This window comes from Haemophilus sp. SZY H68 (assembly GCF_018829685.1).
Lineage (GTDB): Bacteria > Pseudomonadota > Gammaproteobacteria > Enterobacterales > Pasteurellaceae > Haemophilus > Haemophilus haemolyticus_K.
Window position 1 is genome coordinate 108,420 of record NZ_JAHKKB010000004.1, and the last position, 14,166, is coordinate 122,585.

The 14,166-nt window shown below is 41.0% G+C and carries 15 protein-coding genes and 4 pseudogenes; 14 read left to right on the top strand and 5 right to left on the bottom strand.

The genetic code is table 11. The features are described from left to right. Entirely contained in the window at window positions 1-819 is an 819-nt protein-coding gene (gene aroE / locus KP712_RS07865; protein WP_111407793.1) for a shikimate dehydrogenase, read from the top strand. After that, on the top strand, window positions 816-1,373 hold the full coding sequence (locus KP712_RS07870) for a DNA-3-methyladenine glycosylase I (RefSeq protein ID WP_111407792.1): 558 nt from the start codon (window positions 816-818) through the stop codon (window positions 1,371-1,373). The genes aroE and KP712_RS07870 overlap by 4 nt, the downstream gene beginning before the upstream one ends. Here the strand turns inward: KP712_RS07870 and KP712_RS07875 are convergent. Further along, complete coding sequence (locus KP712_RS07875) at window positions 1,370-2,134, bottom strand: glycosyltransferase family 2 protein (protein ID WP_111407791.1); 765 nt, start codon at window positions 2,132-2,134, stop codon at window positions 1,370-1,372. The two genes, KP712_RS07870 and KP712_RS07875, sit on opposite strands and share 4 nt — an antisense overlap. Before the next feature lie 62 nt (window positions 2,135-2,196). Here KP712_RS07875 and waaA point away from each other — a divergent pair, with 62 nt between their 5' ends. From waaA to rep, 4 genes are read left to right on the top strand one after another with little or no spacing between them, the layout of a single operon-like run. Continuing rightward, window positions 2,197-3,480 (top strand): lipid IV(A) 3-deoxy-D-manno-octulosonic acid transferase, encoded by a 1,284-nt coding sequence (gene waaA / locus KP712_RS07880; RefSeq protein ID WP_111407790.1) that lies wholly within the window; start codon window positions 2,197-2,199, stop codon window positions 3,478-3,480. Beyond that, window positions 3,477-3,947 carry a pantetheine-phosphate adenylyltransferase gene (gene coaD, locus KP712_RS07885; protein ID WP_111407789.1) on the top strand — a complete coding sequence of 157 codons (471 nt, stop codon included), beginning with the start codon at window positions 3,477-3,479 and terminating at the stop codon, window positions 3,945-3,947. Before waaA ends, coaD begins: the two co-directional genes overlap by 4 nt. Beyond that, window positions 3,944-4,156: a YceK/YidQ family lipoprotein gene (locus KP712_RS07890; protein ID WP_111407788.1), complete on the top strand. Its 213-nt coding sequence runs from the start codon at window positions 3,944-3,946 to the stop codon at window positions 4,154-4,156. Before coaD ends, KP712_RS07890 begins: the two co-directional genes overlap by 4 nt. Window positions 4,157-4,161: 5 nt before the next feature. Continuing rightward, window positions 4,162-6,177 (top strand): DNA helicase Rep, encoded by a 2,016-nt coding sequence (rep, locus tag KP712_RS07895; protein ID WP_111407787.1) that lies wholly within the window; start codon window positions 4,162-4,164, stop codon window positions 6,175-6,177. Between the two features lie 112 nt (window positions 6,178-6,289). Here rep and KP712_RS07900 read toward each other — a convergent pair whose 3' ends face one another. Then, window positions 6,290-7,180, bottom strand: a complete 891-nt coding sequence (locus tag KP712_RS07900; protein WP_111407786.1) for a LysR family transcriptional regulator — start codon at window positions 7,178-7,180, stop codon at window positions 6,290-6,292. Window positions 7,181-7,358: 178 nt separating this feature from the next. Here KP712_RS07900 and KP712_RS07905 point away from each other — a divergent pair, with 178 nt between their 5' ends. From KP712_RS07905 to KP712_RS09190, 4 genes and pseudogenes are all read left to right on the top strand, one after another. Next, a complete protein-coding gene (locus KP712_RS07905; protein WP_048953296.1) occupies window positions 7,359-7,937 on the top strand; it encodes an NAD(P)H-dependent oxidoreductase in 579 nt (192 codons plus the stop codon). Then, window positions 7,937-8,242: an aldo/keto reductase gene (locus KP712_RS07910; RefSeq protein WP_207929724.1), complete on the top strand. Its 306-nt coding sequence runs from the start codon at window positions 7,937-7,939 to the stop codon at window positions 8,240-8,242. Before KP712_RS07905 ends, KP712_RS07910 begins: the two co-directional genes overlap by 1 nt. Window positions 8,243-8,363: 121 nt before the next feature. Beyond that, window positions 8,364-8,699 (top strand): thioredoxin family protein, encoded by a 336-nt coding sequence (locus KP712_RS07915; RefSeq protein ID WP_111315152.1) that lies wholly within the window; start codon window positions 8,364-8,366, stop codon window positions 8,697-8,699. A gap of 193 nt (window positions 8,700-8,892) precedes the next feature. Next, window positions 8,893-9,239, top strand: a pseudogene (locus KP712_RS09190) (NADH oxidase); the annotation flags it as partial. Between the two features lie 76 nt (window positions 9,240-9,315). Here the strand turns inward: KP712_RS09190 and KP712_RS09195 are convergent. Together KP712_RS09195 and KP712_RS07925 are read right to left on the bottom strand one after the other, a co-directional pair. Then, window positions 9,316-9,614: pseudogene (locus KP712_RS09195) on the bottom strand (helix-turn-helix domain-containing protein); the annotation flags it as partial. A gap of 51 nt (window positions 9,615-9,665) precedes the next feature. Next, window positions 9,666-10,553: pseudogene (locus KP712_RS07925) on the bottom strand (LysR substrate-binding domain-containing protein). Between the two features lie 110 nt (window positions 10,554-10,663). Between KP712_RS07925 and KP712_RS07930 the strand changes: the two are divergent. Beyond that, window positions 10,664-11,242, top strand: a complete 579-nt coding sequence (locus KP712_RS07930; protein ID WP_215770805.1) for an NAD(P)H-dependent oxidoreductase — start codon at window positions 10,664-10,666, stop codon at window positions 11,240-11,242. Window positions 11,243-11,419: 177 nt separating this feature from the next. Here the strand turns inward: KP712_RS07930 and KP712_RS07935 are convergent, their stop codons facing one another. Continuing rightward, complete coding sequence (locus KP712_RS07935; protein WP_215770806.1) at window positions 11,420-12,373, bottom strand: GlxA family transcriptional regulator; 954 nt, start codon at window positions 12,371-12,373, stop codon at window positions 11,420-11,422. A gap of 143 nt (window positions 12,374-12,516) precedes the next feature. Between KP712_RS07935 and KP712_RS07940 the strand changes: the two genes are divergently transcribed. The 3 genes and pseudogenes from KP712_RS07940 to KP712_RS07950 form a co-directional block, all read left to right on the top strand. Further along, on the top strand, window positions 12,517-13,389 hold the full coding sequence (locus KP712_RS07940) for an MBL fold metallo-hydrolase (protein WP_215770807.1): 873 nt from the start codon (window positions 12,517-12,519) through the stop codon (window positions 13,387-13,389). Window positions 13,390-13,721: 332 nt separating this feature from the next. Then, window positions 13,722-13,874: a hypothetical protein gene (locus KP712_RS07945; RefSeq protein WP_215770808.1), complete on the top strand. Its 153-nt coding sequence runs from the start codon at window positions 13,722-13,724 to the stop codon at window positions 13,872-13,874. A 69-nt stretch (window positions 13,875-13,943) separates the two neighbouring features. After that, window positions 13,944-14,166 (top strand): annotated as a pseudogene (locus KP712_RS07950) (IS4 family transposase); the annotation flags it as partial.

Sequence of the window (14,166 nt, forward strand, 5' to 3'; positions counted from 1 at the left end):
ATGGATCTTTATGCTGTGTGGGGGAATCCGATTGCGCAAAGTAAATCGCCATTAATTCAAAGTCAGTTAGCAGCGCAAACGCATCAAACCATGGAATACATTGCAAAATTAGGTGATCTTGATGTTTTTGAACAACAGCTTTTGGCATTTTTTGAGGATGGTGCGAAAGGTTGCAATATTACTTCGCCTTTTAAAGAACGAGCTTATCAGCTGGCAGACGAATATAGCCAACGAGCAAAATTGGCGGAAGCCTGTAATACGCTAAAAAAACTCGATGATGGAAAACTTTATGCGGATAACACTGATGGGATTGGCTTAGTGACGGATTTGGAGCGTTTAAATTGGCTTCGTCCAAATCAGCGCGTATTAATCTTGGGGGCGGGCGGAGCAACAAAAGGCGTATTATTGCCACTTTTACAAGCTCAACAAAACATTGTTCTTGCTAACCGCACTTTTTCGAAAGCCAAAGAATTAGCCGAAAGATTTCAGCCTTACGGCGATATTCAAGCCGCCTCAATGGATTCTATTCCACTACAAACTTATGATGTAGTGATTAATGCAACTTCAGCTGGATTAAGTGGTGGAACTGCTCCAGTTGATACTGAAATTTTAAAATTAGGCTCAGCTTTTTACGATATGCAATATGCCAAAGGCGCAGACACGCCATTTATTGCATTATGCAAAAGTTTGGGTTTAACCAACGTTAGCGATGGCTTGGGAATGTTGGTCGCGCAAGCAGCACATTCTTTCCATTTATGGCGAGGCGTAATGCCAGATTTTGTGGCGGTTTATGAGCAGCTTAAAAAGGAGATGTTATGATTACTCGATGCCCTTGGGTTGGCGAACAACCTATTTATGTTGATTATCATGACAAAGAATGGGGAAAGCCTGAATTCGACAGTCAAAAGCTATTTGAAAAAATTTGTTTGGAAGGGCAACAAGCGGGACTTTCGTGGATTACGGTTTTGAAAAAACGTGAATCTTACCGTGTAGCCTTTCATCAATTTGATCCGAAAAAAATCGCAAAAATGACTGCACTTGATATTGATGCTTGTATGCAAAATACAGGATTAATTCGCCATCGAGCCAAATTAGAGGCTATTGTCAAAAATGCTAAAGCTTATTTAGAGATGGAAAAGTGCGGTGAAAATTTCAGTGATTTTATTTGGTCATTTGTAAATCATAAACCGATTGTGAATGATGTGCCTGATTTGCGATCTGTGCCAGCTAAAACAGAAGCATCTAAAGCTCTTTCTAAAGCCTTAAAAAAACGTGGTTTCGTCTTTGTTGGCGAAACCACGTGCTATGCGTTTATGCAATCTATGGGATTGGTGAACGATCATTTAAATGATTGTCCTTGCAAAACTCGCTAGTGTTTATGCTGATCACGCTCCCATAAATCGGCGTATTTTACAAAGGTTGAATGCGCCGATAACACCGCTAATAAAAATCCTTGTTTGCCATCTAAAAAACCCGCTTTTAACAAATACATCTTCACAAAACAACCGAGCGCATGCGTGATTCCTTGCCAAAGTGTCGCTTTTTTTTCTTTTGCTTGGCGTTGGTCTGCCCAGGCTTTTGCATAACCTGCGGATTTTACTAAATAATGATGGATGCTTTTATAAGTAAAATGCTCTAAATCACCTGTCAATTTTTCTACTTTTGTCCCAGCTGGAAATTCCACTTTTTCATGTACAAGTGAGTCGTTATATTGCGCATAATTTGTGCGATAGAGACGAACCACATAATCGGGATACCAGCCTGAATGGCGAATTTCACGCCCAAAGACTTCACTAACTCGTGGAATTTCGTAAACGGTATTTTCTCGATCATTTTTAACCGCACTTAAGATAGCCTGTTGTAGTTTGGGGGTAACGCGTTCGTCTGCATCTAACCAGAGTACATAATCACTGGTTACATATTGTTGGGCTAATTGGCGTTGTTTACCAAAGCCTGGCCAGTCGTTATTTTCATAGAATTTCGCCCCATAACTGAGCGCAATTTCTTTAGTGTTATCTGTGCTGCCTGAATCTAGAATGATAATCTCATCCACCCAATCTTTTACGGTGTCTAAGCAATTGGCGAGGTCTTGTGCTTCATTTTTTACAATCATCGCAACGCTAATTGTAGGCATATTTTCAGTCCTTTTTTTGCTATACTAGCCGAAATTTTTTCAAGTATAACCGAATTTCATTTATGTGGCGTTTTTTTTATACGAGCTTGATGTATCTGATTCAACCGTTAGTGCTGCTCTTTATGTGGCTACGCGGATTTAAGGCACCGAATTACCGAAAAAGGCTTGGTGAGCGTTATGGTTTTTATGTCTCACTGACACCGCCCAAGGCTGGTGGTATCGTTATTCATGCGGCATCAGTGGGTGAGGTTATTGCTGCTACGCCACTCGTGCAAAAACTCCAACAAAATTACCCGCACTTACCTATTACTTTCACTACGGTCACCCCTACGGGTTCAGATCGTGTCAAAGCGGCTTTTGGCGATAGCGTTTTCCATTGTTATTTGCCTTACGATATACCTTGTGCCATTAATCGTTTTATTGACTTTGTTCAACCAAAACTTTGTATTGTGATTGAAACCGAACTTTGGCCAAATTTAATTCAACAATTTTATCGCCGTGACATCCCTTTTGTGGTGGCAAATGCACGCTTGTCTGCTCGTTCCGCGCGCCGTTATGGAAAAATTAAACCGCGTTTGCAAAATATGTTTTCACAAATTGATTTAATTGCACCTCAAGACAAAATTAGTAGCAATCGTTATTTGGATTTAGGTTATCGCAAAGATAAATTGAAGGTGACGGGTAATATTAAATATGATCTTTCCATTACAGATGAGTTACGTGAAAAAATAGATGCTTTACGAACACTTTGGGTAAAAAATCGTCCGATTTGGATTGCGGCGAGTACCCATGAAGGCGAAGAGCAAATTATATTACAAGCACATCGCCAATTATTGGAAAAATACCCAAATTTATTGTTATTGCTCGTTCCGCGCCATCCAGAGCGTTTTAATGTCGTGGCTGATTTACTCAAAAAGGAAAAATTCCAATTTATTCGCCGTTCGACAAATGAGTTACCAAATGAAAACACCCAAGTGATTTTAGGCGATAGCATGGGTGAATTGATGTTGATGTATGGCGTTTCTGATATTGCTTTTGTGGGGGGAAGCCTTGTGAAACATGGTGGACACAATCCGCTGGAACCTCTAGCATTCAAAATGCCGGTGATTACCGGCAAGCATACTTTCAATTTCCCCGAGATATTTCGAATGTTGGTGGAAGTACAAGGTGTGTTGGAAGTTAATTCAACCGCAGATGCTTTGGAACGTGCGGTTGAAGCCTTATTAAATTCAAAAGAGGCAAGCGAACGTTTAGGCAATGCTGGCTATGAAGTGCTGATGGAAAACCGTGGCGCATTACAGCGTTTGTTAGATTTATTAAAACCTTATTTGGAGCGCAATGTATGACGAGTGTGATTTATCCCGGTACATTTGATCCGATTACGAACGGTCATTTAGACATTATTGAAAGAAGTGCGGTGATTTTTCCTCGTGTTTTAGTGGCGGTGGCGAATAGCCCAAGTAAAAAGCCATTATTTTCTTTGGATGAACGCGTAGAACTTGTGCGTCAATCTGTGGCGCATTTATCCAATGTTGAGGTGTTTGGCTTTTCTGATTTGTTGGCCAATGTGATTAAGCAGCACAATATTTCTGCCATTATTCGCGGCGTACGCACGACAACAGATTTTGAATATGAACTTCAATTGGCTGCCCTTAATCGTTTACTCACAAAAGGCGTAGATAGTTTGTTTTTCCCTCCAGCAGAAAAATGGGCGTTTGTTTCTTCCACCATTGTGCGTGAAATTTATTTACATGGCGGTGATGTCGCTGAGCTAGTTCCTGTGCCTGTGTTCAATGCGTTAAAATCACGATGATAAAAATCTTTATCTTTTTAACCGTACTTATCGCTTTATCTGGTTGTGGTTCTGTGGTCAAACTTATCGATCCAACAGAAAAATATACCGCCTATGCAGGGGCTGCTTATGATCTTGAAATGGCCCAACAATGGGGATTGCCAATCTTAGATTTGCCCCTCTCATTTTTATTAGACACCGTATTACTGCCCTATGCGTGGGCTCAATAATTCTTATGAAACTCAATCCTCAACAACAACAAGCCGTTGAATATGTGACAGGCCCTTGTCTTGTGCTTGCTGGCGCAGGCTCTGGCAAAACTCGTGTCATTATTAATAAAATTGCTCATTTAATTGAAAAGTGCGGTTATTCTCCGAAACAAATTGCGGCTGTTACTTTTACTAACAAAGCGGCACGAGAGATGAAAGAGCGTGTGGCTCATTCCATTGGCAAAGAGCAATCTAAGGGCTTGCTTGTTTCCACTTTTCATACGCTCGGTTTTGACATTATTAAGCGTGAATATAAAGCGTTGGGCTTTAAATCAAATATGACTTTGTTTGATGAACATGATCAATTTGCGTTGTTAAAAGAGCTAACCGCTGATGTGTTAAAAGAAGATAAGGATTTATTGCGTGAGTTAATTTCCGTGATTTCTAATTGGAAGAACGATTTGATTTCGCCAAAACAGGCGTTTGCGTTGGCGCGTGATGCAAAATATCAAACTTTCGCAAAATGTTATGAGCGTTACGCCACACAAATTCGAGCTTACAATGCCCTTGATTTTGATGATTTGATTATGCTTCCAACATTATTGTTCAAGCAAAATGAAGAAGTGCGGTCAAAATGGCAGGCAAAAATTCGTTATTTGTTGGTGGATGAATATCAAGACACCAACACCAGCCAGTATGAGCTGATTAAACTTTTAGTGGGTGATCGTGCTTGTTTCACTGTGGTGGGCGATGATGACCAATCTATTTATTCGTGGCGTGGCGCACGACCAGAAAATATTGTGCGTTTACGCGATGATTTCCCTCGTTTGAACGTGATTAAGCTAGAGCAAAATTACCGCTCAACCCAGCGTATTTTGCATTGTGCCAATATCTTGATTGATAACAATGAGCACGTGTTTGATAAGAAACTTTTTTCAACTATTGGAGAAGGGGAGAAATTGCTTGTTATCGAAGCAAAAAATGAAGAACACGAAGCAGAGCGGATTGTCGCCGAGCTGATCGCCCATCGTTTTAGCCGTAAAACCAAATATAAAGATTATGCGATTTTGTATCGAGGCAATCATCAATCCCGATTACTCGAAAAAGTACTAATGCAAAACCGCATTCCTTACAAAATTTCGGGCGGTACTTCTTTTTTCTCTCGTGCAGAAATCAAAGATATGATGGCGTATTTGCGATTGGTGGTAAATCAAGATGATGACGCCGCATTCCTGCGTATTGTGAATACACCGAAACGTGAAATTGGCACTGCAACGTTACAAAAACTTGGTGAGTTGGCTCAAGAAAAGCACATCAGTTTGTTTGACGCTATTTTTGAGTTTGAGCTTATTCAACGCATCACACCAAAAGCCTATGATTCATTGCAAAAATTTGGCCGTTGGATTGTAGAACTTAATGATGAAATTCAACGTTCTGAACCTGAACGGGCGGTACGTTCTATGTTATCCGCAATTCATTATGAAGAATATTTGTACGAATACGCGACAAGCCCTAAAGCCGCAGAAATGCAAAGTAAGAATGTCGCTACGCTATTTGACTGGGTTGCGGATATGTTAAAAGGCGATAAAACCAATGAACCGATGAACCTTAATCAAGTGGTAACCCGCCTAACATTACGCGATATGTTGGAGAGAGGCGAAGATGATGATGACAGCGATCAAGTTCAACTGATGACATTACATGCATCTAAAGGATTGGAATTTCCTTATGTTTATTTGATTGGTATGGAAGAGGGCATTTTGCCCCACCAAACAAGTATTGATGAAGACAACGTGGAAGAAGAACGCCGCTTGGCTTATGTGGGGATCACAAGAGCGCAAAAAGAACTTACCTTTTCCTTGTGTCGAGAACGCCGTCAATATGGTGAATTAGTTCGCCCAGAACCGAGCCGATTTTTAGCTGAGTTACCCAATGACGATGTGCTGTGGGAACGCGATAAACCAAAACTAACCACTGAGCAAAAACAAGAAAAAACACAAAACCAACTTGATCGATTAAGGGCGATTTTGAAAGGAGGCTAGAAAATCTGGCTTGGAATGAAAAGACAAGAGTAGGACATAATCTGCACCTCAAATTAGGTGTCCAGGTTTTGGGATGCAGATCACTTTCGCATAAAAAAGGCCGTCTGAAATTTCAGACGGCTTTTACTTTTAACGCATCCACAATCAACTTAAACACATTGGAATGCCCGCGGCGGCTGGGGTAATAGAGGTAAAGCGGTTCGTAAGTCATAGCATACTCAGGCAACAGCTCGACCAGGTGCCCCGAATTGAGTGCATCCGCCACGCTCATGTGTGCTATCCATGCAATGCCAAGGCCGTCTGAAACAGCTTGCTGACGCAGATGATTGTTGATGGAAAATTGCGATTTTGGTGTGAACGTAATCAGTTCTTTTTTGTATTTGAATTCCCACTGCATTTCCGCGCCGTGTTCGGCGGAGAGTTTTATGCCGATAAGGCGGTGTTGTTGCAGATCATCAATATTTTTCGGTGAACCATGTTGCGCCAAATAATCGGGCGAGGCAACCAATGCCATTTTGAGCGGTGCGGAAATTGGCACCGCAATCATCTCTTTCGCTACCTTGTTACCTAACCGAACGCCCATATCAAATCCTTCTTTCACAATATCTGCCCAACGATCGTCCACCACGATTTCCAAGCGGATTTTCGGGTATTGGTTCAAAATCGGCTTTAATTTTGGATACAACACGGCTTCCGCTGCCATCGCCGGGGCGTTGATGCGAATCAATCCCGATGGCATATTCAAAAAATCATTTAATGCATCGACTTCTTGGTTTATGGCTTGATAAAGTGGGAAAAGTTGGTCGAAAAGCTGTTGCCCCGCTTCGGTCAGTGACACATTGCGTGTAGTGCGGTTGAACAGACGCAGGCTCAGCCGCGTTTCTAAATTTTTCATGCTATGGCTCAACGCCGAAGAAGAAATCCCCAAAAGTTGCCCCGCTTTCACAAAACTCTGCGTTTGCGCCAACGTCAAAAAATAATTCAGTTCGTTAAAGTTCTGCATTTTCTCTTTAAACTCTCTTTTATTAGTGAGTTTAATTCATTACATAATAAAGCTAAACTATATTTATCTCAATAAAAACAAATCATAAAATGACTGCACTTTCATGAGAGTAAACAGAAGACAATATCCGTAAACATCACATCCTTTTTTTATAAATTATTTATTCTAGGAGTTAAAAATGAACATTTTATTATTAAACGGTGGTAAAGATTTCGGCCATTCGCATGGTGAGTTAAACCACACGCTTCACAAAAAAGCAAAAGAAGTTTTGACCGAACTTGGACACAATGTAAAAGAAACTGTGATTGATGCTGGCTATGATGTTGAGGCAGAAATCGAAAAATTCTTGTGGATGGATGCTGTGATTTGGCAAATGCCCAGTTGGTGGATGCATGAACCTTGGACAGTGAAAAAATACATAGATGAAGTATTTATCGCCGGACACGGAAAACTTTATCAACATGACGGCCGCCATCGTGTCAGCCCGACCGAAGGATTTGGCACAGGTGGTTTGCTGCATGGCAAAAAACACATGCTTTCGGTTACTTGGAATGCGCCGATTGAAGCATTCACCCGTGAAGGCGACTTTTTTGAAGGAAAAGGCGTGGATGACTTGTACATGCACTTTCATAAACTCAACGAATTCCTCGGTATGAGCCGTTTACCGACATTTATGTGTAACGATGTAATTAAAAATCCGCAAGTGGAAAAATACATAGCAGACTACCAAGCACACTTGGAAAAAGTGTTTGGTTAATGATAAAACATCAACTTGAAGCGGTGGGCTTTTGCCCACCATTTTGTCAGTCGCTAATTGGTACGAAATATGGCAAATCCGTGGCGCAAGTGATTACCCGCTGGCTGGTGGAACGCGACATCATCGTGTTGGCAAAATCCACCAAACCCGAACGCATAGCGGAAAACCTGAATGTCTTTAATTTTGCTCTCAGCGATGAAGACAAAGCAGAAATTGCCAAACTGGACGGCACGTTCGCTGCCATCGTCAATCACGACACGGTGGATAATTTGAAACGCATCGCTTCATGGAAAACGGGTGCGTAAGTGTAGCGATAGTAGTAGAGAAAATCTAAACGACTCAAACCGTTTTCTTGTTTTTATTTCGTTGAAAGCCCCTTTTCTAGACAACTTGAAACGTGCTTAATCGCTCAAAGGAGTACATGACATGCAACAACTACACACTCTGAAAGACATCGAACAGGCCATCGCCACACACCCTTTAGTATCACTGTACATCAAAGCCCCAATCTGCGGCGTTTGTACAGTCGTGGCCGCCCAGCTTGAGTCAGCTTTGGCGGAGGAAGGAAATGTGTATGCCGTAAAAGCCGATATTGCTGAAATACCCGAAATGGCCGGACGTTTCCACGTGCTGACTGCACCTGCATGGCTGCTTTTTTATCAAGGCAAGGAAGTTGAGCGGATGGCTCGCTTCATCCCTCAGGCACAAATGAAGCAGACATTGGCAAAATGGACAAAAGTAGCAGAAAGCGGGCATCAGTAACCGGTCTATCAATGTTTCAGACGGCTGCGGTCTTGATAATGATGCAAGTGGTCAAGTTTTTAAGATGATTTGCAAAACACTTAAAATTTTGACCGCTCTTTTTACGAAAAGGCCGTCTGAAACGGCTTGCAGACTGAGATAATGATTGATGAAACGCTGTGATTTGTACACTAAAACCATCTTTTGAAAATTCCCTTTGATTATTACCGGCGGCTTCCGTTCACAAAGCGCCATGGAAGATGCCTTATCCAGCGGCCATTTGGATTTGGTCGGCGTCACTCGCCCGTTTGCTTTGGTGCCCGATTTTGCAAACCAAATGCAAAACGGCACTTACCAAACCGTGCAAACCGACCGCATCCAAACAGGCGTGGTGTTTGTGATAAAAAAGCGGGCGCAATGTTGGAAATGAATTGGTATATGACGCAAATGGACTTGATTGGGCAAGGCAAGCAGCCCAATCCTAAATTGTCGGCGTGGAAAGTATTGCTGAAAACCTTGTGGGAAAACGGCAAAGCGGGTTTAAGTACTGGAAGATCTTGATAGGGTAAGCGGTCTAATTGTGAATTGAATTTGTAAAAACATCTAAAAATCTGACCGTACTTTAAAATCAAAAGATCTAAATATCCTCAATTTGAAATTGCTTACGCCAGCGATTCGGTGAAATTTTATGTTTTTTCAAGAAGTGCTGACGCAAGGTGGTATCGCTATGAAATCCACTTTGTTATGCAATATTAGTAATAGATAAATCTGTGCTTTCAAAAAGCTCTCTTGCTCGCTGTAGCTTTGCTTCAATTAACCATTTAACCATTGATCTAATGACATTCCAGTTGCTTTGCAAAAATGTTGGGTGAAAGTGCTACGGCTCATTTATAAATGTTCTGCAAGACTATCAGTCGAATGAAGTGCGGTCAGGTTTTAAAGTATTTTTGCAAATTGATTTCAAAATTTGATGTTTATGAATTTTAATTATCCCCTCAGCTTTTCTGCTAAAAAGTCTAAAAACACACGTAGGCGAAGGTTGACAGCTTTATCACTGTAATAAACAGCGTTGAAAGGGAGCGTTTCATCGGTGATGTGATTAGAAAGTAGGGGAATTAATTTTCCTTCAGCGATGTCATTGTCTACCAAAAAATCTGATAAGCAAGCGATACCACAACCTGAAAGGCACAATGACCGTAAGATTTCACCGCTGCTGGCGGTAAAGTGAGGTGAGATTTTATAGGGATTTCCTTGAGCATCTAAAACCGCCCATGTATTTAGACAACTAGGTTCAGTGAAGCCTAAACATTGATGGTTGGCTAGATCTTCAGTTGATTGTGGTGTGCCGTGTTTTGCCAAGTATTCTAGATTGGCGACTACGCGGAAGTAGCTATCAAACAGATGACGAGCACGTAACCCAGAATCATTCAATTCTCCAGCTCGTAAGGCAATATCGACCTTGCGTTCTATCAGATTGATATAGCCTTCGGAAGAAACTAGCGAAAGCTGGATATGTGGATAGTGTTCGTTGAATTTCGCTGCCAGTGGCATAAGCAGACGTAACACCATTGGCATAGCAGAATCTACTCATAATACGCCTTGAGGAACTTCGTGCACAGCCAACATTTCGGCTTCTGCCGCGGCCATTTCTTGTAGAATTTTCTGTACGCGACAAAAATATTGTAAGCCTTCTTCTGTTAGTCTTAGCTGTCTCGTGGTACGGTTGATTAGGTTCACACCCAATTTTTCTTCTAGCCTTTTCACCACACGACTTACCGCAGAATTTGCCATCGCTAGCTGCTTGGCTGCTCGGCTGAAACTGCCATTTTAGACTACTTGTACAAATACCGTTAATTCTTCAGAAGTTGTTTTCATTTTATTATTCTTTTTAACGCAAAAGAGTTTTTTTTATTTTTGTACTTTTTAAGTATAAAGTAAAACAGCATAATAAAGTCCTCTTTGGATTATTGTTTTAGGAGCAAAAGATGAATATTTTATTATTAGATGGTGGTAAAAATTTCGGACATTCGCATGGTGAGTTAAACCACACACTTCACAAAAAAGCGAAAGAAGTTTTGACCGCACTTGGACACAATGTAAAAGAAACTGTGATCGATGCTGGCTATGATGTTGAAGCAGAAATCGAAAAATTCTTGTGGATGGATGCCGTGATTTGGCAGATGCCAGGCTGGTGGATGCACGAACCTTGGACAGTGAAAAAATACATAGACGAAGTATTAACCGCTGGACACGGCAAGCTTTACCACAGTGATGGCCGTCATCGTGTCAATCCGACAGAAGGTTACGGCACAGGTGGCTTGTTGCAAGGCAAAAAACACATGCTTTCGCTTACTTGGAATGCGCCGATTGAAGCGTTCACTCGTGAAGGCGACTTTTTCGAAGGCAAAGGCGTGGATGCTTTATACATGCACTTCCACAAACTCAATGAGTTTATCGGCTTGACCCGTCTGCCAACATTCTTATGTAACGATGTGATTAAAAATCCACAAGTAGAACAATACTTAGCAGACTACCAAGCACATTTGGAAAAAGTGTTCGGATAATTACAAAATATTAGTTTAGAAGGTGAGCATTTTAGCTCACCTTTTTTATTTTTATCTAATCAAATTTCCTAACGGGGAGAGGGAAGAGGAATAGACTGGCTTTATATCAAACAAGCGGTCTAATTTTGAATTTGTAAAAACATCTAAAAATCTGACCGCACTTTAAAATAAAAAGATCTAAATATCCTCAATTTGAAACTGCTTACGCCAGCGATTCGGTGAAATCTTATGTTTCTTCAAGAAGTGCTGACGCAAGGCGGTATCGCTATGAAATCCACTTTGTTCTGCAATGTCAGTAATAGATAAATCTGTGCTTTCCAAAAGCTCTCTTGCTCGCTGTAGCCTTGCTTCAATTAACCATTGATTTAATGACATTCCGGTTGCTTTGCGAAAATGTCGGGTGAAAGTGCTACGACTCATTGACAAACGTTCGGCAAGACTATCAGTCGAATGAAGTGCGGTCAGATTTTCATTTAAATAAGCAAGCAACGCATTGATATTATGATTAGGTGTGGAACGAGAAATAGGGCGTTCGATAAATTGTGCTTGTCCGCCTTCACGATGAGGGGGGATAACCAGTATTCGGGCAATATGATTGGCAATTTTCACACCATATAATTTACGGACAATAGAAAGGCAACAATCCATGGAAGCTGCTGTTCCTGCTGAGGTAATCAGTCGATCTTGTTCTAAATAAATAGGATTTAAATCCCATTTCACCTGCGGAAAGCGACTAGTAAAATCACTATCTCCTAGCCAATGTGTAGTTGCTTTTTTGCCGTTAAGTAAACCACTGCACGCTAACACATAGGCACCATAACATAAACCCACTACTGTCGCACCACGTTGATACGCTTGCCGTAATGCTGTTAATAAAGCCTCACTCGGCATTACTTGAGTATCATGCCATCCAGTCATCACAATAATATCGGCATTATCCAACCATTCTAAACCTCCATCTAAATGTATGTGAAATAGCGAGTTTGTCAGGTTGTCCGAATCGCTAACGATTTTACACTCAAATAACGACTTGCCGTTTAAATCCGACATAGAAAAAACGGAATATGCCATCGCAAAATGAATGGGCATCATTTGTTCATACACAATCAAAGCAACTGTGGGTTTATTCATTTTATTTCTCCTACTTTGATATGAGCATAGCACAAAAATGACCTGATTATTACGTTTATTGATTTTTTGTCTATTTTTGCGCAATTTTGTTCTCACTATAATATGTTTATTCATTCAATAACGTATATAGAAAGGGAAAAACAATGAACTTAAAAACCTTAATTAGCACTACAGCATTGGCTATTAGCGCAAATACTTTCGCTGTAGATCTTGCCTCTAAAAACACTGATAGCTACCAACATATCCGCAATGCTACTGGTCGCCTGAACTATGCAGGGAAAACTTTTTTAATTGACCCGATGCTTGCTGAAAAAGGACGTTATGCAGGCTTTGAAGGAACATTAAATAGCCATTTGCGTAATCCACTTGTGGAATTGCCGATGAAAGCAGAAGATACTTTCAAAGATGTTGATGCCATTATTTTGACTCATACACATGAAGATCATTGGGATGAGGTTGCACAAAAAATTTTACCTAAATCCATCAAAATTTTTGTGCAGCATGAACGGGATGGCGACTTACTCAAAGCGCAAGGTTTTACAAATATAACCAGTTTATCGTTGGAAAAACCGGTGGAGTTTGAAGGTATTATTTTAAATAAAACCGGTGGTTCTCACGGTACAACAGAAATGTACGCTGTACCACAATTGGCCGAGATTTTAGATGAGGCGATGGGCGTAATATTCCAAGCGAAAGGTCATCCAACGGTTTACTTGGTTGGTGACACAATTTGGACTGCCGAAGTAAACAAAGCCATTAATCGTTATAAACCAGATGTAATGATTATGAACACAGGTGATGCGCGTACCTTAGCTTTTCCGAATGACGGCATTATTATGGGGTTACAAGATGTTGCTCATGCTCGCCAAATGCTACCGAATACAAAACTTATCACGGTGCACATGGATGCGGTAAACCATATGTCTGTGTACCGTAAGGATTTACGCCAATTTGTCCAAGCAAACAAGCTTGAAAATATAGCAATTCCAGAAGATGGTGAAACAGTGAAGTTTTAAAAACAAGTGGTTGAGTTCTTAGGATAATTCACAAAAAACACCTAAAAATTTAACCGCACTTCGTTATATAAAAGCCGTCTGAATTTTCAGACGGCCTTTGATTATAGCCAGGCAAAGTCAGGCTATAAAAACCATACGCTATGCGTATGGAGACAAATAGCTTAAGCGATGAACAGAAAAAAATCCTCGCTATATAATGAACAAGGCTGACAACTAAAATTCAACATATAGGAGGATTATTTACCCCTCGTAGCGTGCATCTTGATGCACGACCGAATCACGCACGGAACGTTATTTAACCCTTTCGGGCATTCACGATTTCGTGCAACAAGTTGCACGCTACAATTCTTAAACCGACAGAATGCCCGATTATTCACAGCGACCAAGGTGTATTGTATGGCACGGCGGAATGGGTAAAGATGTTGGAGGGTAAAGCGGTGCAAAGTACTGATGAATCCCCTAATGATTTTTATCAAAATCATTAAGTTAAGGTGGATACACATCTTGTCATATGATCAAATGGTTTCGCCAAAAATCAATAATCAGACAACAAAATGTGCGAACTCGATATTTTACACGACTCTCTTTACCAATTCTGCCCCGAATTACACTTAAAACGACTCAACAGCTTAACGTTGGCTTGCCACGCCTTACTTGACTGTAAAACTCTCACTCTTACCGAACTTGGCCGTAACCTGCCAACCAAAGCGAGAACAAAACATAACATCAAACGAATCGACCGATTGTTAGGTAATCGTCACCTCCACAAAGAGCGAC

Excerpts from the sequence above, each read along its gene's own strand:
- aroE (WP_111407793.1), top strand. The coding sequence starts at position 1 with ATGGATCTTTATGCTGTGTGGGGGAATCCGATTGCGCAAAGTAAATCG.
- KP712_RS07870 (WP_111407792.1), top strand. The coding sequence starts at position 816 with ATGATTACTCGATGCCCTTGGGTTGGCGAACAACCTATTTATGTTGAT.
- KP712_RS07875 (WP_111407791.1), bottom strand. The coding sequence starts at position 2,134 with ATGCCTACAATTAGCGTTGCGATGATTGTAAAAAATGAAGCACAAGAC.
- waaA (WP_111407790.1), top strand. The coding sequence starts at position 2,197 with ATGTGGCGTTTTTTTTATACGAGCTTGATGTATCTGATTCAACCGTTA.
- coaD (WP_111407789.1), top strand. The coding sequence starts at position 3,477 with ATGACGAGTGTGATTTATCCCGGTACATTTGATCCGATTACGAACGGT.
- KP712_RS07890 (WP_111407788.1), top strand. The coding sequence starts at position 3,944 with ATGATAAAAATCTTTATCTTTTTAACCGTACTTATCGCTTTATCTGGT.
- rep (WP_111407787.1), top strand. The coding sequence starts at position 4,162 with ATGAAACTCAATCCTCAACAACAACAAGCCGTTGAATATGTGACAGGC.
- KP712_RS07900 (WP_111407786.1), bottom strand. The coding sequence starts at position 7,180 with ATGCAGAACTTTAACGAACTGAATTATTTTTTGACGTTGGCGCAAACG.
- KP712_RS07905 (WP_048953296.1), top strand. The coding sequence starts at position 7,359 with ATGAACATTTTATTATTAAACGGTGGTAAAGATTTCGGCCATTCGCAT.
- KP712_RS07910 (WP_207929724.1), top strand. The coding sequence starts at position 7,937 with ATGATAAAACATCAACTTGAAGCGGTGGGCTTTTGCCCACCATTTTGT.
- KP712_RS07915 (WP_111315152.1), top strand. The coding sequence starts at position 8,364 with ATGCAACAACTACACACTCTGAAAGACATCGAACAGGCCATCGCCACA.
- KP712_RS07930 (WP_215770805.1), top strand. The coding sequence starts at position 10,664 with ATGAATATTTTATTATTAGATGGTGGTAAAAATTTCGGACATTCGCAT.
- KP712_RS07935 (WP_215770806.1), bottom strand. The coding sequence starts at position 12,373 with ATGAATAAACCCACAGTTGCTTTGATTGTGTATGAACAAATGATGCCC.
- KP712_RS07940 (WP_215770807.1), top strand. The coding sequence starts at position 12,517 with ATGAACTTAAAAACCTTAATTAGCACTACAGCATTGGCTATTAGCGCA.